Origin of the sequence: Mucilaginibacter pedocola (assembly GCF_002013915.1) — a bacterium.
Classification (GTDB): Bacteria; Bacteroidota; Bacteroidia; order Sphingobacteriales; family Sphingobacteriaceae; genus Mucilaginibacter; species Mucilaginibacter pedocola.
Map to the genome: position 1 here is coordinate 1 of NZ_MBTF01000020.1, position 19,231 is coordinate 19,231.

General features: G+C 49.3%; 17 protein-coding genes and 3 pseudogenes. 7 read left to right on the forward strand and 13 right to left on the reverse strand.

Going from position 1 to position 19,231, the window contains the following annotated elements:
• A pseudogene (locus BC343_RS17255) lies at positions 1–387 on the reverse strand (bestrophin family ion channel); the annotation flags it as partial.
• A 629-nt stretch (positions 388–1,016) separates the two neighbouring features.
• On the opposite strand from BC343_RS17255, the gene BC343_RS17260 reads away from it, so the two are divergent.
• From BC343_RS17260 to BC343_RS17275, 4 genes are read left to right on the forward strand one after another with little or no spacing between them, the layout of a single operon-like run.
• Complete coding sequence (locus BC343_RS17260; protein WP_078349060.1) at positions 1,017–1,280, forward strand: hypothetical protein; 264 nt, start codon at positions 1,017–1,019, stop codon at positions 1,278–1,280.
• 4 nt (positions 1,281–1,284) lie between these two features.
• Entirely contained in the window at positions 1,285–2,055 is a 771-nt protein-coding gene (gene ku, locus BC343_RS17265; protein ID WP_078349061.1) for a non-homologous end joining protein Ku, read from the forward strand.
• A 2-nt stretch (positions 2,056–2,057) separates the two neighbouring features.
• Entirely contained in the window at positions 2,058–2,840 is a 783-nt protein-coding gene (gene xth, locus BC343_RS17270; RefSeq protein WP_078349062.1) for an exodeoxyribonuclease III, read from the forward strand.
• A 10-nt stretch (positions 2,841–2,850) separates the two neighbouring features.
• The gene (locus BC343_RS17275; protein ID WP_078349063.1) at positions 2,851–3,336 is read left to right on the forward strand and encodes a DUF4385 domain-containing protein; all 486 of its coding nucleotides are present in this window, start codon (positions 2,851–2,853) and stop codon (positions 3,334–3,336) included.
• A gap of 16 nt (positions 3,337–3,352) precedes the next feature.
• On the opposite strand, the gene BC343_RS17280 is transcribed toward BC343_RS17275, so the two are convergent.
• The 4 genes and pseudogenes from BC343_RS17280 to BC343_RS17295 all read right to left on the reverse strand — a co-directional run bounded on the left by BC343_RS17280 (position 3,353) and on the right by BC343_RS17295 (position 9,903).
• Complete coding sequence (locus tag BC343_RS17280; protein WP_078349064.1) at positions 3,353–3,793, reverse strand: hypothetical protein; 441 nt, start codon at positions 3,791–3,793, stop codon at positions 3,353–3,355.
• A 2-nt stretch (positions 3,794–3,795) separates the two neighbouring features.
• A pseudogene (gene ligD, locus BC343_RS17285) lies at positions 3,796–6,486 on the reverse strand (DNA ligase D).
• Positions 6,487–6,490: 4 nt separating this feature from the next.
• The gene (locus BC343_RS17290) at positions 6,491–6,664 is read right to left on the reverse strand and encodes a DUF3606 domain-containing protein (protein ID WP_143822244.1); all 174 of its coding nucleotides are present in this window, start codon (positions 6,662–6,664) and stop codon (positions 6,491–6,493) included.
• Between the two features lie 131 nt (positions 6,665–6,795).
• Positions 6,796–9,903 (reverse strand): ATP-binding protein, encoded by a 3,108-nt coding sequence (locus tag BC343_RS17295; RefSeq protein ID WP_078349066.1) that lies wholly within the window; start codon positions 9,901–9,903, stop codon positions 6,796–6,798.
• Between the two features lie 258 nt (positions 9,904–10,161).
• On the opposite strand from BC343_RS17295, the gene BC343_RS17300 reads away from it, so the two are divergent.
• Together BC343_RS17300 and BC343_RS17305 are read left to right on the forward strand one after the other, a co-directional pair.
• On the forward strand, positions 10,162–11,352 hold the full coding sequence (locus tag BC343_RS17300) for a 4-hydroxybenzoate 3-monooxygenase (protein WP_078349067.1): 1,191 nt from the start codon (positions 10,162–10,164) through the stop codon (positions 11,350–11,352).
• A gap of 19 nt (positions 11,353–11,371) precedes the next feature.
• The gene (locus BC343_RS17305; RefSeq protein WP_078349068.1) at positions 11,372–12,244 is read left to right on the forward strand and encodes an AraC family transcriptional regulator; all 873 of its coding nucleotides are present in this window, start codon (positions 11,372–11,374) and stop codon (positions 12,242–12,244) included.
• Positions 12,245–12,483: 239 nt separating this feature from the next.
• Here BC343_RS17305 and BC343_RS17310 read toward each other — a convergent pair whose 3' ends face one another.
• From BC343_RS17310 to BC343_RS17335, 6 genes are all read right to left on the reverse strand, one after another.
• Complete coding sequence (locus BC343_RS17310; protein WP_202909813.1) at positions 12,484–12,855, reverse strand: nuclear transport factor 2 family protein; 372 nt, start codon at positions 12,853–12,855, stop codon at positions 12,484–12,486.
• Complete coding sequence (locus tag BC343_RS17315) at positions 12,852–13,424, reverse strand: DUF1572 family protein (protein ID WP_078349070.1); 573 nt, start codon at positions 13,422–13,424, stop codon at positions 12,852–12,854. The genes BC343_RS17310 and BC343_RS17315 overlap by 4 nt, the downstream gene beginning before the upstream one ends.
• An 11-nt stretch (positions 13,425–13,435) precedes the next feature.
• Complete coding sequence (locus BC343_RS17320; protein WP_202909814.1) at positions 13,436–14,905, reverse strand: amino acid permease; 1,470 nt, start codon at positions 14,903–14,905, stop codon at positions 13,436–13,438.
• The gene (locus BC343_RS17325) at positions 14,902–15,822 is read right to left on the reverse strand and encodes a ketopantoate reductase family protein (RefSeq protein WP_078349071.1); all 921 of its coding nucleotides are present in this window, start codon (positions 15,820–15,822) and stop codon (positions 14,902–14,904) included. The genes BC343_RS17320 and BC343_RS17325 overlap by 4 nt, the downstream gene beginning before the upstream one ends.
• A gap of 1 nt (position 15,823) precedes the next feature.
• Positions 15,824–16,363 carry a YbhB/YbcL family Raf kinase inhibitor-like protein gene (locus BC343_RS17330; protein WP_078349072.1) on the reverse strand — a complete coding sequence of 180 codons (540 nt, stop codon included), beginning with the start codon at positions 16,361–16,363 and terminating at the stop codon, positions 15,824–15,826.
• Between the two features lie 72 nt (positions 16,364–16,435).
• Positions 16,436–17,224: a helix-turn-helix domain-containing protein gene (locus tag BC343_RS17335; protein WP_162276891.1), complete on the reverse strand. Its 789-nt coding sequence runs from the start codon at positions 17,222–17,224 to the stop codon at positions 16,436–16,438.
• A 316-nt stretch (positions 17,225–17,540) separates the two neighbouring features.
• On the opposite strand from BC343_RS17335, the gene BC343_RS17340 reads away from it, so the two are divergent.
• Positions 17,541–18,245, forward strand: coding sequence for a hypothetical protein (locus BC343_RS17340; RefSeq protein ID WP_078349074.1), 705 nt, complete (start codon positions 17,541–17,543; stop codon positions 18,243–18,245).
• Between the two features lie 156 nt (positions 18,246–18,401).
• On the opposite strand, the gene BC343_RS17345 is transcribed toward BC343_RS17340, so the two are convergent.
• Positions 18,402–18,671, reverse strand: coding sequence for a hypothetical protein (locus BC343_RS17345; RefSeq protein WP_078349075.1), 270 nt, complete (start codon positions 18,669–18,671; stop codon positions 18,402–18,404).
• Between the two features lie 9 nt (positions 18,672–18,680).
• Positions 18,681–19,231, reverse strand: a pseudogene (locus tag BC343_RS17350) (bestrophin family ion channel); the annotation flags it as partial.

Below are 19,231 nucleotides of genomic sequence, written 5' to 3' on the forward strand. Positions count from 1 at the left end.
CGCGGTAGGGTCGAGGCCGCGCAGGCTTTGCCCTAAACTATAGCACCACGCGATCTGCCGGTGGCCCATCGTCCTGATCGCCTCTTGTTTATCCATAGAAATAAAAGATTGCAACTGTAAGATGAAATTGCGGCTTTCGTTGACGATACTTCCCCAGACTTTCCGCGCCTCCCACCAGCGGTCATAAGATTGATTGATCTTAAAGGAAAGGATGACCGAGATCGCTGTACCGATGAACGTGGGTATAGCTATCGGCATTATAGGGATCAGGTTTTTATAATGGCTCGTCAAATAGTTGACCAGCAGGCCTACCACCAGCACGTAGGGGAGTTCGTTCTTAACTTTCCCGAGGATGTAATGTGCCGGGATGCGTTTTTTTAACAGCATGCTTTTTCGATTTTTAGCACATAACAAAAAGTTGGAAGAGTGGTTTGGTGTAATGATGCTTAATGCGGTGCCGCTAATTGCGGGGAGCATGCCTGGCCGCTTGGCATCACTGTACTACTTTTTTCGTCGGAAGGTATATTTGACAGCGAGGCATTTCGTGCAAAATATTTTTTGAATGGGCAGAAAACTGAAAACTGTCCTGCCCATAAAATTTCTTTTCAACAGGTATGGTGAAGGCGTACGGCACTTCCGGCATGTAACATAGCTGTTCCTTTCCATAGTGTACTATAATAATTAATGTAAAGCAAGCGCATATCGCTTGTAAAATTTCATAGGCAACCAAAACAGGAGCGTTTTGGTCCGTATCGGGCCTGGACCGCTTATCGAGTTGGTCGTGCCGCAAAAACATGGCTCAAGCGGCGATCTTTTTCTAGGGAAATTAGTAACCATCAAAAAATGTAAATCATACATCTCTTAATCAGATCACAATTGGTATTCAAATATAGCGAAAAGCTGCCTTATGTGAGGCTTATCTAACATTTAAAATCTCATTAGAATCAAGCCGGAATGCTGCGCGTTATTGGGTTACAATTGCCGAAACAATAGGGTTTTGAAATAGTTGTACTGTTATGGAAAATTACCCGATCACCATCTCCTTGAATAAAGAGGTGCATCATTTTGAAGTGGGTGAATACGCGCACCATGAGGACGGCAAATGCAAATTCAGAGTTTACAAGAACGGTAAGCACGTGGCCAGTTTTACGCCCGATATCCACGACTTTTTACAGATATGCCAGAATCCCGGCAGCCTCCCTGAAGAAATACTTCATGAACTGGCAGACAAGATCGAAGCGCACCACCCGCACGGCATCAACGATGACTTAGAAAACTAAAGATATGAGAAGCATCTGGACCGGCTCTATCGGCTTTGGGCTTGTGAGTATCCCCATCAAATTATTTTCGGCTGTACAAGAAAACCGGCTTGACCTGGATATGCTCGACAGCCGTGACCATGCGCATATTAAATTCCAGCGTGTTAACGAGCATACGAAAAAGGAAGTACCCTATGATAAGATCGTTAAGGGATATAAATATGACGATGATTACGTGATCATCGAGGATGCTGATTTCGAGGCGGCCGCGCCGGAAAAGACCAAGGTGATCGAGATCGAAAGTTTCGTTGATGTCGTATCGGTCAACCCGATGTATTATGAAACATCCTATTACTCCGAGCCGGCAACTAAAAACAATAAAGCTTATGCCTTATTGCTGGAAGCTTTGAAAAGATCAGGCAAGGCCGGCCTGGCGAGGTTCGTCCTGCGAAGCACCGAAAGCCTTTGTATCGTTCACCCCGTCGATAATGCGATCGTCGTGACCCGCATCCGTTTTGCCCAGCAGATCCGCGGCCAGGAAGAATTGAAACTGGATGATAAGATCAAAGTCAGTGAAAAAGAACTGAAAATGGGGCTGGCGCTGATCGACCAGTATGAAGAACCTCTTGACCTGTCCAAATATAAAGATGAGTATCATACCGAATTGATGAACATCATCGAACAGAAAGCCAAAGGGAAACGCCCGACAATTAAGAAACTAAAACCTAAAAAGGCCAAAGGCGATGACCTTTATGACCAGCTCATGAGCAGCCTGAACGCAAAAAAAGGAGCCTGATCGTGAAGGTCGCGACCTATAACATTAACGGCATTAACGGGCGTGTAGACAACTTAGTGCGCTGGCTTAACGAGGCGAAACCTGACGTCGTTTGTTTGCAGGAACTTAAAACGGAAGATCATAAATTCCCTGCATCTATTTTGCTGGACGCGGGCTACCATTCCATCTGGCATGGCCAAAAAAGCTGGAACGGGGTGGCGATATTATCCCGATACGGTGAGATACAGGAAACGAGGCGCGGACTGGACGGGGACCCGGATGATACGCACAGCCGTTATATCGAAGCCTACATCAACGGTGTAGTGATCGGCTGCCTTTATTTACCTAATGGCAACCCATTTCCGGGCCCTAAGTTCGAATATAAATTAAAGTGGATCAAGCGGCTGATCGCACATGCTAAAAAATTGCAGGGCTTTGATCTGCCTGTCGTCCTCATCGGCGACTATAACATCATGCCCACCGATTTGGATACCTACAAGCCAGAGAAGTATCTTGAGAACGCCTTGTTCCGGCCTGAGGCAAGAAAGCTTTGGCGGGCATTGCTTAAACTCGGCTGGACGGACGCTATCCGGCAACTGTACCCGGACGAAAGGATCTACACCTTTTGGGATTACCTGCGTAATGCCTATGGCAGGGATGCTGGGTTACGATTAGATCATTTCTTGTTAAATGATACCTTAAAACCTAGGCTGTTGTCGGCCGGCGTCGACAAGGCAGTCCGCGGCCGGGAACACTCCAGTGACCATGCGCCGGTATGGATCGAATTGGCAGATCAAATTAATTGACCGAACCCCAATGAAACCAAATACCCCATCGTACCTTGATTTTGATATAGAAAATTATGCCTGGAAGCCGGACATCGACTACCGGAAGCACCCGGAACGCTACCTTGTAGGTAAAGGTGAACAGGGCGTATTGACCTGTGAACCCTACAAAGCCGAGATCGGGCAGCACTGGCGCTTCAGGACCGAGGAGATAGCAAAAGAAAGCAGCGAAAAGATCTATGCACAGTTCCTGGATTACCTGGCTAAAGGTGAGTTCGTAGGCGCCGACATGGCGCGTAAATATTTGCAAATGGGCTATACCCGGGCCCGGCGGTATGCCAATTATAAGGGCGGACGTAAGTATGATGCCGAAAAAAATTACGCCTTAATGGAACGGGGAACGGGAGATGAGGAAAAAGCGAAAGCGGCCGCCATATTTCACAGCAAATGGAAAGAAGCCGAACAGAACACAACTTATGCTGCTATGAAAGCCGACTGGAAAAAAGCGCGCGGCTGACCGCCGCTTGTACGTTCTATTTGCGTAATGCTTTCATGACGGCCCCCGCTACGATTCCGCCAAAAGTATACCAGGCGACGGCCATTACTTTTGTTTCGTGCGTGCGTGTTACCGGCGCATCGCTTAAACCCATCGGCTTTGTCAATACCAGCCCGCCAACTCCGGCCGCCAGCCCGGCCAAGGCCCCGGCCAACGGGAACCGTTTCTTCTTAGCGAGGCCGATAAGGCTATAATAAGCCGCATTGCTCAACAGGTCGGCCGCCATCGTTGCCGCAAATAGGTTATCGCCGGTGGGCGGTTCAATCCCCAGCTTCTCCAGGCTTTTGGACAAGGCTTCTTCACCGGCCAGGTCAGCCCTCGGGGCTTCGTGTACGAATTCCTTCACCGCCTGGTGGAGGATGTTCAGCGCAACGGCGCCGGCGATGCCCCCTATGATACTGCTTGTAGTCCTTTTCATGTTTATTCGAATGTGGCTTGCGCCTTTTTAAGTGTCTTTGCCAGGTCGATACCTTCTCCCAGTACACCCCGGAAAAGGTCGCCCGTCTCTTTCAGGCGGCCCAAGACGTTGTGGATATTAAAATGCTGAATGGTCAGGCCGGGCTTTACTTCATCCCAACTCAGTGGCATGGAAACCGTTGCTCCCGGCTTTGGCCGGAGCGAATAGGGCCCGGCGATCGTGGCTCAAGGCCGGTTCTGTAAATAATCGAGGTACATCTTGCCTTTGCGGGCAGCGATACTGCGCTCCAGGCTGGTATAATCCGGGATCTGTTCATGGACATGCTTAACGATGATATTGGCGAAAAGCTGGGATTGCTGGTAAGAATACTTCCCACCCAAGGGGATATAAATATGCATACCCGTCGAACCTGAAGTCTTCGGATAACTCGGGACCTCGATCGCATCCAGGATATCCTTGACGACCCTTCCCGCTTCGACCACCTGGTCGTAAGTGTGCTTATCCGGGTCGAGGTCGATCACGCAATAGTCCGGGTTGTCGGGTGTTTGCGCGCGGCTGAACCAGGGGTTGATCTCGATACAGCCTAATGAATTCATCCAAAGCAGGCTGGCCTCGTCGGTGCCTATGAGGTACTTGGTGATTTTGCCTTCATCCGTCACATGGCCGAAGGTCTCTGCCCAGTCCGGCGCTTTATCGGCCACGTTCTTCTGATAAAAACTTTGGCCATGGATACCACCCGGGAACCGGTTCAAAGACATGGGCCGGCCTTTCAGATAGGGTATCATATATTCGCCTACCTTATAATAATAATTCAGCATGTCACCCTTAGTGATCTTGTCTTCCGGCCAGTAAAGCTTGGTGACATGATTGAATTTGAGGTCATGGCCGCAGACCTTTTTCGTTTGCGTGTCCTCTGTAGGATTAAGCAGCGTTTTGCGTTCCGTGCTTTTGGCCGGCTCTAATCGGAGATCGGCTTTATCAGGAGAAGCTGTTGAGCTTTTAGTTGCTGCAGCAGCTTCTTCCGTATGCGCGGCTTTTTCCATTACCACATCTTTCGGGTCCTTATCCGTACGCATCCCTTTAAAGGAGGCCTGCCGGAAAACGCCGTCACTCGTCACCTCCGCAAAACCCACCTCGCAAACGAGTTGCGGTTTCAGCCACGTCGGTTTAGACCCCATTCGTTTAGGGCGGAAGCGGGTCGGTTTATCGACATCTACTTCATAGTTGAACGGGCTTTTATCCGTAATGAGCGGCTTGAACTGCGCCATCATCTCTTTCTGAAGCTTATCGGAAAAGCCAGTACCGACCTTGCCAACGAACTGCAGATCGCCTTTTTCATCGTAAACCCCTAATATTAATGCGCTGAAAGATTTACTGGTGCCTTCGTTCTTGGTAAACCCGGCGATCACAACCTCCTGGCGGCGCTGTACCTTGACCTTCAACCATTCCTTCGACCGTAAGTCGGAAGTATATGCACTATCCGCTTTTTTAGCGATGATACCTTCAAGGCCCATGCGCTCAGCGGCAGCAAAAAATTCCGGGCCGTCCGCATCGAATACCTTGCTTTGCCGGATGTGTTCATTATCGGTGGGCAGTATAGACTGTAGTATCGCCTGGCGCTCGATAAGCGGTAAGCCCATCAGGTTCTTACCTTCATACCATAGGATATCAAAAATGTAAAAGACAAGGTTGCCGTCCGCTTCACTGCGCCAATTCTGCATAGCGCCAAAATCAGAGATGCCCTTGTCATTCAGCACCAACAGCTCGCCGTCGAGTACGGCATTCATGTTCCATTGCTTCAGTGCATCATTGATCGGGTAGTATTTTTCAAAGGGCAGGTTATTACGGGAGATCAGCGAGACTTCATCATTTTGGATTTTGGCAATGGCGCGGTAGCCATCCCATTTCACTTCGTAAAGCCAGCCTTCTTCACTAAAAGGCCCATCTACCAAAGTGGCTTTCATGGGTTTGATATTGGCCGGGATCTTTCCCTTTGGTGCGGACTTCAACAGGGCCTGTGCGTCAAATTCGGGCGCTTCTTCCGTTACCACCTCTTCTGCCAGGCTTTCATCCGGTACGACGCTATCTTCATGGCCGTTCTGCCAAACCTTTGCACCGGTTTTGGCCATCTGATCGATGGTCTTGCCGGAAAGTACGGACCTGTCCTTTTTAGTGATATCCTTATCCGTAGCGAACTCATCCTTATGTTTGATCATCAGCCAACCGTTCTCACCCATGCCGTGGGTTTTGACGAGCGCAAATTCACCATTGAGCTTTTCGCCATGTAGCCTGACCTTCAGCTGCCCCGAAGCCAATTGCTTGAGCAAATGCTTTTCCTGCGCCTTTTTTCCCTTGACCGGCTCGATCGGTTCATAAGTACCTTCATCCCAAACGATGACCGTGCCGCCGCCATATTCCCCTTTTGGGATGATGCCCTCGAAGTTCAGGTAGTCGAAAGGATGGTCTTCGACCATCATCGCCAAATGTTTGATCTTGGGGTCCAGGCTCGGGCCCTTGAGCACCGCCCAGCTTTTTAGTACGCCTTCCATTTCCAGCCGGAAATCATAATGCAGCCTGCTTGCATCATGCTTCTGCACGACAAACACCAAATGGCCCTTGTCCTTGCTTTTCCCCGCTTTTGGTTCGGATGTTTTTTTGAAGTCCCTTTTTTTAGCATATTCGGTCAGGCCCATCGTCTTACTTATTTAAGTGATCCCTGACGGCACTTACTGATGTCCCGGCGGCGCTGACAGCGGCTTCGAGCTCTTCTCTGGAAACGCCTAATTCTTTTGTCCAATAGGCTACCTCGTAATCTTCGTTCACGTTAATGAATTTGCTATCCGGGCTGCCGGCCTTTGTTTTATCGTCCATGATCTTTAATTTATAATTAACTTTTTTTTACAACAACAGCCGGCGCTTAAGGTTTCATCATATCAAGGAGAGCAATAAAAAAAGCCACTGGTTGGCCGGCAGGCGGTTTGAACATTCCGCGCCTTGAACAGTTATACTTTCTCATCCAGCCAGGCAGCGCCACTTTCCGGATCGCCAAAAAATCGCGTCTCCACCAGTCCCGGCGTGGTATCAGCGGCTTTTTCTGCGGACATGCGGCTGAATGTGCTGGGCGAATAGACCCAGGCAAAGTATTTCAGGCCGGCAGCGGCCATTTGCGGGAACCAGACTTGTGCGGCCCAGTCAGATGCCTCTGACCAGCTTCCTAAAACGTGTGTATTATCGTTCAGCACTTTACTAGCCCCGGCTTTAGTAAGCATCTCCAGCATCTTCATGCCGCCCCGCTGCACACTTTCGACATTTTGGAAACCTTTCCAGTCAACATCCAGCCTGAAGTGTGCTACATTATGTTCGATGGTTATCGACCGGTCGCCATAATAACCCTCATACTCCGTGATACGATCTTCCTCGTTAGTTTGGAGGGGCAACCGGAAATAAAACGTAGAACCTTCGCCTTCAGTACTTTCTATCCATAAGGTACCATCGTGGCGTTTGATGATCTCTGAGGATATATAGAGGCCAAGCCCCAGGCCCTCGAAGCGCATGGCCGTATTATCGACCCGGTAATACCGGCCAAAAAGGTGTTCGATATGCTCTTTGGCGATGCCGATCCCAAAATCCTGAACGGAAACAACGATACCGTTATCCTGCACCGCCGCGTTAACGACAACCCTGGTGGCCTCGGGAGAATACTTGACGGCATTAGTCAGGATATTAGTCATGACCTGTTCCAGCCTGAGCCTGTCGCCGTTAAAGTCCACATCATCTGCCTTTTCTAAAATGATCGCATGCCGTTCACTTTTCAGCTGCACGCTCTCAATAGATTCCAACAGCATTTCCTTGAAGCCGAAGGGCTGGATATCGTAAACCATTTTACCTGCATTGATCCGTGTCACGTCAAGCAGGTCATTGATCAGTTTCTCCAACCTGAATAAATGATGGGCTGACTTCTCTATGAAGGTGCCCAAATTTTCCGCTTTATTCATGCGGCGCATGATCTGGTTAAAGGCTTTGATGCTGGTGAGGGGTGTTTTCAATTCATGGCTCGCGATCGATAAGAACTCATCCTTTTTTTGTTCATTACTTTTTTGGATCTCGATATTGGTATTAGTACCCAGCCAGGAGACGATCTTCCCGCCTTCCCGGTAAGGAAGTGCACGGGCGAGGTGCCAAATATAATTGCCGTTCTTCATCCTCAAACGGAACTCGACCTGGTATTCCCGGCCACTGGCCAGTGCCTTTTGCCAGGTGTTCAGCGTTGCTGCGGCATCATCAGGATGTATGAATTTCTGCCAACCCTGCCCAACGATCGATCCACCGTCCTCACCAAAATCCTCGGCGACCACCTCGTTCACGTAATTCAATGCGCCGTCAGGTGTTGCTGTCCAGACCTGCTGGGGTATCGCATTGAGCATAAAACGGAAGCGCTCCTCGCTTAGCTCCAATTTACGCTTGCTGATGAACTGCTCCGTGACGTCCTGGCATAATACCATGACGCCGGTCACCTTGCCATTGGACTCGCGGTAGGGCTGGTAAGTAACATTCAAAAAGCCATTGATCGTGCCCCCGTCCTTGTAGACGATATACGGCTGATCGGCGAGGTAAAGCGGCTCCCCAACATCACGCACCCTTTCGATCACTGGCCTGAAGGTACTCGTGGCTTCCGGTATGATATCGAAGAGCGGCCTGTTCTCCAGTTCAGCTACCGTACGGCCAATCAGCCTCGCGTAAGTATCATTGACTATAAGTGTAGTAAGGTCTTTTCCCGTGACGAGTATGATACCGACCGAGGCATCCCTGACCAGGTTCCGGAACCGCTCATCACTTTCCGCCAGCCCGGCAAGCGTACGCTGCAAGTGTATTTGTGTTTCGCTTAATTCTTCATTCGTTGCCGCGAGTTCTTCATTCGCCGAGGTCAGTTCCTCATTGGCCGCGTTTATCTCTTCGTTAAGCGCCTGCTGTTCTTCGTAGCTTTCTTCCAATTCCCTGGTACGTTCAACGACCTTCGCCTCCAATTCATCGGTGAGGCCATTTAAACGTTGCTGGGCCTGATGCAATTCTTCATTCGTGGCCGCAAGCTCTTCATTCGCCGCAGCAAGTTCCTCATTTAATGCCTGCTCACGCAGGTAAGCATCATTGATCTCGTTCCCATAGGCGTTATTGAGGATCGTACCGGCCTGCCTGCCTACCGCCTCCATGAATTGCATATATTCATCATCCAGGCGTTTGCGGGGGGAAACGCCCAATACCATATATCCCCTGAGCCGGGTGTCGCCGTTGGAAATGGGAACGATAACAGCCTCTTTGACCGGTTCATCATACGAACTCATAATCGGTCCGGGCAAATACGCATCGAGGCCATTGATCTTTAATGGCTTTCCTGAGAAAGCGGTACCTTCGGCCAGCGAGGCAATAATGGGCAGGCTTTCTCCAGGGATGGACAGGTGCCCGCTTAGCGGTACAGCATGGCCTTCGGGCCCGCTGCCCGAAAAAAGCGCGCAGAAACAAATATCATCAGGCGCACGGTTCAGGATGGCACAGATCAGTTCGGCCGCTTCCGCAACACCGGCCGATCTGTTCAGGTTCTCCCAAAAGGAAAGCAAAAGCGCATTACGGCGTTCGTTGATATGCCGGTAGGTCGTTTCGATAACGGCATTGAACACGCCGCCGACACCGCCGTCTGATGCAACGATCGGGGACAGCGTATAATCGAAATAACATTCCTCTTTATAACCGTAACGGTTCATTAACAACAGGGCATCAGGCTGCCTGATCGACTCACCTGTCCTTAGAACAGCATTGAACTGGTCTTTCAACCCGTCCCAGATCTCCGGCCACACTACGGCACCCGGTTTACCCAGGGCCCAGGGGTGCTTATCACCGGGAATGGAACTCCATGCATCATTATAGACAAGGGTAAATTCCTGCCCCCAGTATATCGCGATCGGAAATCCCGAATTAAGGCTGATACTGATCGCTGACCTTAAGCTTTCGGGCCATTGTTCCGGCGAGCCCATAGCTGTAGCTGACCAATCCACCGCCCTGATCAGACCGCCGGCCTGGCCGCCGCCGTTAAGAAAAGTATATGATGCTGTAGACAATTATTTATAGGTTATAAGTTAAACGATCACACCAATGTGTACACCGTGAAAAACGCCGGAAATAAGGCAAATGTTTGAATGTTTTAACCAGCAGGCAACTTTTTCAGTAAGAAGGATATTAACGTTAGCTTTTACTGAATTGGGCGGATGGTTCTGTTTGCCTTATTCCGTGGATCGTCCATATCAAACCGTGATGTGTTAAAACGCCCGCTGCCTTAAAGGGCGACCTTTGTCAAACATAAATTATCAGATAAAACAATGAAAACGAACGACAATATATCGGTGGAAAATGCAGAGGTAGTGATCATTGGCGGCGGTGTTTGCGGGCTTGCCCTGGCGTTGTTCCTGAAACGGTCAGGCATCAAAACGGTGGTACTGGAACGACGCGGGCGAACTTATGTCGAACAAAGGCAACGCGCGGGCGTGGTGGATGCCCGTGCCGTGAAAATGTTCGAGCGATGGGGTGTCGCTGAGGAACTGCTGACCGGCCCGGTAGCTCAAACGATCGAATACCGACTGAATGGTGAGGCTAAAATATTTGTCGCGCCTGCCACTGACGGCATCGAAAGCCGTTTTTGTACCCAGCAAATGCTTGTCAACAATCTCTTGAAGGAACTGATCGACGAAGCAGGCGGCGATGTCCGTTTCGAAGTATCAGATGTGGCCATCCAAAATGAAGCAGATCTACCACCGATCATAGCTTATCAGGACGCGCACGGCACTCATGAGATCCATTGTCGATATATCGCGGGCTGTGACGCGGACCGGGGCATCAGTCGCGCTTCGATACCAAGCGGCATGATCAAAACCTATCAGTATGACTATGGCTATGCCTGGCTTGCGGCACTGGTTGAAGCACCGGTCAGGGGAAATCCGATCATGGCGATCAGCGACGATGGTTTTGTCGGGCAGTTGCCGCGGGGACCTTTGCGGAGCCGCTATTACCTGCAATGCGCCCTAAGCGATGACCGAAGCCACTGGCCCGACGAGCGGATATGGGATGAGATCCGTTTAAGGCTGAACGAACCGGCCATAGAGAACGTGTTGGTCCATCACGTCGAATTCGTACCCTTCCGCTCTGTCGTGCATGCTCCCATGCAATACCGGCGCCTTTTCCTTGCCGGAGATGCCGCTCATCTCGTTCCGCCGGTAAGCGCCAAGGGCATGAACCTTGGGCTCTACGACATCGATGTCCTGGGAACGGCGCTGTCAGCAGCGATCCTTAAGGGTGATGCTACCGCACTTCACAACTACTCGGATACCGTACTGCCGCATATCTGGAATTACCAGGATTTCGCTGTGTGGATGGCGGATACCATGCATGATGCGGGTAACCCATCCTTGCATGGGGATTTCAAACAGATGACGGCAAGGGCCCGCTTGAACAATTTGTTCCGGTCCGAGACCGCGGCCCTGTTACACGGTGAATACCAAAGGGGCACGAATTAAATATTGATTACCTTTATAAATGAACAAACAAGCGCAAATACCGGTGCACCTTATGGACGACTGGTTCGCCGGTATTTACATCAAATCATTCAGCGCGGCCAGGCCATTTGGCTCAGGGTATGAATTGGACGAACCCCATCGTCACGATTTTTACTATTGTGTATTGCTTGATAAAGGTGAACTTCAAATGGAGGTCGACCTGCAAAAGGCCACCCTTTCCGACGGTAACTTATTCCTTTCTTACCCGGGCCAGGTCCACCGCATACTTTCAGCTAATTTGCGATCCGGCTGGTTCCTTGCCCTGGATCCCGCGATCATTGACCCGCCATTAAAAGATATTTTAGACCAGTGCCTATCGGAAGTGGTGAAGGCATCCGCCGGGCCCCGATTGGCCCGGGACCTGTCAGCCCTATTAGCATACCTGCATGAAACCCACCAGGACCGGGAGCGGCCATTCAATATTAAGATCGCCCATCATCTTACCAATGCCTTTACTTACCAACTTGCTTCCGCTTACCTGGCTACCGAGCGTGACAGCCTTAACGGGCACCCATCGCGCAGTATCGAGATCGTCAAGCGGTTCCGGCAACTGATCCGGCAAAGATATCATATACTGATGAAGCCTTCCGAGTTTGCGGCAGAGATGCATATTTCAGCGGGGCATCTCAATGATACGGTCAGGGAAGTAACAGGTTTCTCCGTGACACAACATTTGCAGCAGGAGACGATGCGTGAAGCGAAACGCCAATTATACTATACCGATCTGCCCATAAAAGAGATCTCTCGTTCGCTCGGTTTCGATGATGCCCAATACTTCACCCGGCTTTTCACCAAAATAACAGGCAGCCCGCCGACCACTTTCAGGCTGGATTCGCGGGGGGCGTCTGCCTAAATAAAAATACCACCAAAATTTTAATCACCAAAAGCCACAGACGCAGTTGTAATAGCGCAAAAAAACTGCTTCGGCATGGAGATCAAATGGCGGGATATATTCATCATCGACCAGGCGCTCGCGCGGAAAAACTACATTATTTAAGGCTCGCATATTGGATCAGCCTTTGCGAACGAGCGCCCTAATTTTGCCTTCTGTCAGGTTCTTAAAGCGTTTCTCTTCCCGGATGTTTTTCTGCCTTATTGCCTGTTCGTGTTTTGATAATGGCATGCCACTCGCGTAGCCAGGGTAGGCATGCCGAACTGCATTAATTCTGCTGCTAATTTCCCGTTCACGCTTTCATACTGAATGACCAGCGAATCGATACCGCAAAACACATGGAGGAGTTTGAAGTTCAGCTCGGGATAAGCATTCAGTCCTTTTTTGAAATACAGCTGTAACAATTCTTTGCCATCGATACGGCCTTTATCGTTGACACCAAGCGACACGATCACTGGTGAATAAAATATGAGATCCTCGCTATAATGCGCCATTATCCGGTCGAGATCGTGGCTGTTCCAGGCCTCGATCCATTGTTCGGCAAATTCATCTGCCTGCTGCTGTGTCATCATTTTTTAGCTTTTTGATCTAATATTTCGTCTGTAAAGTGCTGCCGGGTTTGCGGCTGATCGAATTTTTCGGTGTTGTATTCCGTTGACCGGCCTTTCGGTATCGACAAAGAAGCCCAGTGCTCTGCGAGCATTTTGCCGATAAGAACGATCTGGCCGACATGATAAGGGTAATGAGCCAGTTGCCGGTTGATCGCTTCCAGTACCGTATGCCCCTGGTTACGGATATAGATGACCTTGGCCAGGTCCTCAGGCCGCAATGCCTGAAGGGTATTCAGCAGCATTTCCCAGCCCTTGTCCCAGTAAGCCATGACCTGGCTTCGGGTAGCCAGGCCGTTTTCAAATTCGGCATCCCGGTCCCGCCAGGGTTTTTCACCATCCGTGGACAGCAGGTCCGTCCACCTGCTGAGCATATTTCCCGACAAATGTTTGACGATCACCGCAATGCTGTTGCTCTCTTCGTTAGCCTGCCAGGACAGTTGCTCATCAGTCAACTGCTCAAATGCCTTTTCGCCCAACAGCTTGTAATACGCAAACTGTTTGATAGCGCTTTTCAGGTATTCATCATTCATAACCCAAACTTTTATCTTAATTTACTATTTTTACGTCCATAGCTAAAATAAATAATGCTCCCGATGATCAGCCAAGCCAATAATCTCAACCAGTTGGCCCAGCCCAGGCCATAGATCATCGCGCCACAGAACGCGATACCCAGCACCGGTATAAAAGGCACCCACGGCGCTTTGAATTGCCGCTCCAGTCCCGGTTCTCTTTTACGCAGAATGATCACGGAAATACTGGCCAGAATGAAGGCGAACAGTGTTCCTATGCTGCTCATATGGCCGACAACGGTACCCGGCACGAAAGCGGCGAACAGGCCAACCAGTATCATAATAACGATATTAGCCTTATAAGGCGTGTGGAACCGGGGATGCAGGGCTGAAAAATATTCCGGCAGCAGGCCGTCTTTGCTCATAGCATAGAAAACCCGGGATTGCCCCATCAACATGGCCAGGATGACCGAGGAGAAACCGGCTAATAAAGCTACGGTTACCAATTGCGCCAACCAGGCATAACCCGGCATATAGCGTTGAATGGCAAAAGCGACCGATGCTTCCTTCCCGCTGGTGCGGAAGTCGTTAACACTGCCCAATCCCGACAATACATGGCCGAAAAGAATATAAAGCACGGCACAGAATGCAAGCGTGCCTAAAATGCCTATCGGCATGTCGCGTTTAGGGTTAATGGTTTCCTGAGCTGTAGTACTGACCGCATCAAAGCCAATGAAAGCGAAGAACACCGTTCCGGCTGCGGCCAGTATGCCGTTTATCCCGCCAAAGCTATGTGTGAAGCCTTGCTCATCTGTATAGTCACTCGCAGGAGGTATATAAGGAACATGGTTGCCCGGGTCGATAAAGCCCCAGCCAAGGGCGATGATCAGGATCACGATGCTTACCTTAATAATAACAATGACACCGTTTACCAGCGCGGATTCGCGTGTACCTTTGATCAGCAGTAAACTTACCAAAACAATGATGGCCAGCGCCGGTAGGTTGATCAGGCCATGTTCACCTGTTGTGGCGTGTTGGAACGGTGAATGCGAAAGCGCGTAAGGAATGGGCGGCAAATGCAGCACATTCGCTAACAAATTGTTCAGGTACTGGCTCCAGGAAATGGCCACGGTGGCCGCACCTACGGCATATTCAAGGATGAGGTCCCAGCCTATGATCCAGGCTAGAAGTTCGCCCATGGTAGCATAGGTGTAGGTATAGGCACTGCCGGATACCGGTATGGCCGAAGCCAGTTCGGCATAAGAAAAGCCGCTTAATGCGCAGCCAAGCGCCGCTACGAAGAACGCGATGGTAACCGACGGGCCGGCGTCGTCCGCGATCGCCGTTGCTGTACTGACAAATAAGCCGGAGCCAATGACTGCGCCAATACCGAGCGCGATCAGTGACCAGGCAGTAAATGTTCGTTTAAGCCCTTTGCTTTCACCGGCCTCTTCCAGCAATGATCTTATCGGCCTCTTTCTCCAAATGGATGCCATATTCATTGGTTTAGTTGTGATCTGAGTGCAATAAGTTCGCCCAGCATACTTGTAATGATTACTTTATTTTCCAGGCCTAAAGACCGGGCGATCGCGGCCACCTCAAGGTTTAGGGTGCCAATTTCTGTAGGCCGGTGATGCCTGATATCCTGCAAGGTCGAGATGAATTGCCCGTCAGCAGCGCAGCTGATCGATAGCAAGGTATTCCTGATCTCTTCCAACTGAAGAGATATACCGGAACGATCTGCGATCAACATACACTCTTCAATGATACGGCCTGCTATTTTCATTGCCTTGGCCTCGCGGTGGAAAACGCCGTTATCTATCTCCAGTAAAGGACACACTGAATTGAAAACGCAGTTGACAATTGCCTTTTGCCAAACCATTTTGTAGATATGATCCTCCCGGACGAACGGAAACCAATTGGTATGAAGTTGCTCAACAATAAGGTCATTAAAAGCAGTATCACGGTTAACGACCCCAACAGGGCTGGCAGCTACCGGCCGGAACCGCAATTCATCGGCTTTCTCGAACTGGCTGGTCGCCAGTAATACGCAGCGGTATAAGTTCGGGAACCCGTTGCTCAGAAACGGCCGTTCAATGTTCAGGCCGTTCTGCAGCAGTACTACAGGTGCGTTTATTGCTAACTCACCCAGCTTTTCCGCGACTCCATCATTGGCGAAAGATTTACTGGCCACCACAAAAATACCATCCGGTTCACTGAGAGAACTGAACGTTTTTACTGCCAGGTCAGCCTGTAGCGTAGCGCCGTCGGCCATGTTCAACCGGATGCTTTCCAATCGGTCAGGCTGGTGATCCAGGCTGCTCCTTACCAGAACGGCATCTTTCCCTGCGTTGGCAAGGCAAACAGCCAGTGCTTTACCTATAGCACCGGCACCAATAATATAAATACGCTTTGCCATATCATTTTTTGCAGTATACGATAAGCGATGCTTTGGCAATGGACGCCTTGTTCAGCAAGAACCCGGCCAGGGCTGCGGTGGCGTTCGACGGTGCAGGCAACGTTTCCGTGTTCAAAGCATAAACGGTAATGAGGTAACGATGCGGCGTGACGCCGTCCGGACAAGGGCCCTGGTAGCCTTGTGCGCCCGTATCATTTTGTCCATGCTGGCTGCCCGCCGGTAACCGTTTAAGATCGGCGTTGCCTGCACCCTGGCTTAGCTGCAAAGTGGCGGAAGGTATGTTAATGACCACCCAATGCCAAAAGCCGCTGCCTGTAGGGGCATCCGGATCATACATCGTGACGGCATAACTTTTTGTTCCGGCCGGCGGGTTCGACCAATGCAGTTCCGGAGAAAGGTTTTTACCATTACAACCAAAGTTACCGGCCACAAACTCATTGGTGAACTGCCCGCCAAGGTCTTTACTGGCGAGGGTAAATGTTTGAGCAGAAACGCTCTTGTAGAAAGTAATAAAGTAAATAAGGATGAAGATCTTTTTCATGCCCAAATATGGGCGATGGCGGCAGTATCGTGTTATTGCGCAAAGTTCAAATTATCTTGCAAAAAGCCCAGATCAGGCGATAGGCCGGTAAGCTGATGGCGTCACACCAAATTTCCTTTTAAATGCGGTATTAAAGTTAGATAAATGCTGGTAGCCATAGTCGAGGTATAACTCACTGGCGGACTTCCCTTTCAACAGCTCCTTTCCGGCGATCTCCAGTTTGCGGCCGCGAATGTATTGCTGCGGGGGCACGCCGTACATTTTCATAAAGTCGCGCTTGAAGGACGAGACGCTGCGGTTCGCCAAAAAGGCCAATTCCTCCAGGCTAAGTTCTTTGAGCAAGTTTTGTTCGATCAGGTTCATTAGTGACAGGTCCCGCTGGCCACTGAACAGCGATACAAGCAGGCCCGGATGAAGATCACATAAAGCCGTCAATAACTCGTTCACTTTGATCACTGCTAATTCCGGAGATAGCTTTTGCCCGCGGCAGATAAGTGTTTTTAAGCTATTTACATATTCGCCGATGTAACCGTCGATCTCAAAATGGACATATGGTGCAATATCTTTGACCCGTCCCTCATAATTCCTGGATGCTATAAATTCCTGGCCCAGCGATGCCGGGAAGAAAATAATGATACTGTTATACGCCTCATCGGAATCACTATGCTCCGCTATGATCGAATGGCCTTCGGGAATCAGCATACCATGCCCTGGCCGCAGAATAGTACTGCCTTCGGCTCTGTAGATATGCTTTTGGCCATGCTGAACGAAGCTAAAGGCGAACGTCCTGAACAACACACGGTTCCTGAACGGGCCGCCTTTGTCCCGGTAATCTACGAAACGAATATCTCCCGCCTCCATCTGAGGATGGCCGGTAACTATGTCGGGAACATTAAAAACTTGCATAACTCAATGTGCAAAAATTAACCTATGCCGTCAAATTTAACATACCAAGTCCATTTTAATGCATCGAAAAACCTATGCAGAATACTTTTTGCTGCCGTTTACAGCAATCGGATGGAAGTAGGAAGGCAGGTTAACCGATGTGTGCATACGTTTTAAATAAAATAGTAATGTAGGAAAATTGATGCGCGGATAATAATCGACTATATTTTATGAAGAATATTTTAATTAATACATTACAATAATTAACTTTGATTTGCAAAGTACTTTTAATATGAATATCATTCAAGGTTTAGATAAACTTTACGCAAGATCGAGGGGTAATAAATGGATGCGTTATTTTACAACATTCACAAGGCTGGCGCTTGTCGCAGGGTTTTTGCCGGCAGGATATGTTAAGATCATTGGAGAACGTTTTACGGATCTGCACAATAATCAACCAATGGGGCACTATTTGGAGGCATTGCACCATACCGGCTACTATTACACTTTTATTGGATACGCCCAGGTCGTTGCCGCTTTATTACTTCTCTTTCCCCGCACCGTGGTGTTGGGAGTCCTGCTTTATCTTCCTATCATATTAAATATCTGCGTCTTGTCGCTTGCAGTAAGGTTCGAAGGTTCCTTGTTAACAGCACCGCTGATGGTAATAGCCTGCGTTTATCTGTTGTGCTGGCATTATGAAAGGGTCAAATACATTTTTCCATTCAATGATCCGCCTCAACAGGCCATCGTTCAGAATAACAAATTTCCAAAATGGTTCTTTGCCAGTGTTGTCGCCATTTTCTTACTGGTTGGATATACAGTAACGCATATGTATGATCTGATGCCCCGTAATACTTTAACCGGCTGCCAAACGCAATGCGGCGACAGTGAAGACCCTGCGGCCTGTAACGTATTCTGTAGGTCCATCCACAATAATGGGCAGGACCTGAAGAAAAGCCTGAAAGAATACGAGCGGTCATTAAAAAGAAAGTAGCAGCAGCGAGATCGAGCGGTAATAATGATATCAATTACCCAGCTCCAAGCTGGCCTGCTGTGAGTAATGTGCTTCCAGCCTCGTTTGGGCGCGTAGCAGTTTCGAAACCTGGGTGTTTCCTAAATACGCATTCGCTGCTTGTACGGTTTAGTTAATTTATTTAAGCACTTCTTTACCTAATGCCCGGTTCTTCTGGTCTATTTGCAAGCCGATCTGCTCAATATAGTTTTTGGGAATATCCGCCAGTGCCTCATCTGCATATTCCCAGTTGCCATCAGCATTCTTTTTCAGTGTGAAATACAGATCCAAGGAACTAAACGTGTTCCTAAAAAGATATTCGTTTTCAGCGGTTTGGATAACAGGGCCATAGGTCACGGAATTATCCGATAGCTTCAGTTCGGCAACATTTAATATGATCTCCGGCATTATAATTACTTATAGTGAATAAAAGCTTTCGGGTTTTAAAGGCTCAGGGATATCCTGCTCACCCAGTAACTGCTTGATATTGATTTCTATATTGGTGGCTATCGTCGTCATCGCGGTATCAGTAGGAAGGTTATTGAAAGGGTCCTGTAAATGCATCGCTGATTTTTCCAAAAGAAAAAAAGCAGAAGAAATCACCAGTAACAAAGGGATCTCGAAGAAACTATCGATATCTGTCAGTGCTATTGATAAAGTAACGACGAAAATATAGATAAAGAAATGCAGGAATAAGCGGTAGGTCTGCGGGAACACCGTGCTTTTGATCCGCTCGGCCATACCCATCGCATTAGAAAAATTCACCTGCGTTGAATTGATCTGTACATGGCTGAATAATTCCAGTCTTCCTTCATCCCGCAGCTCCGTTAATTGCAGCGCATTAAGCTGCAAAATGGCCAGCGGTTTATTACTATGCGTGTTGATCTTCTCCAGGTCGGCTGCCGACAGGTATTTATGAAGGTTCGCGGTAGGGTCGAGGCCGCGCAGGCTTTGCCCTAAACTATAGC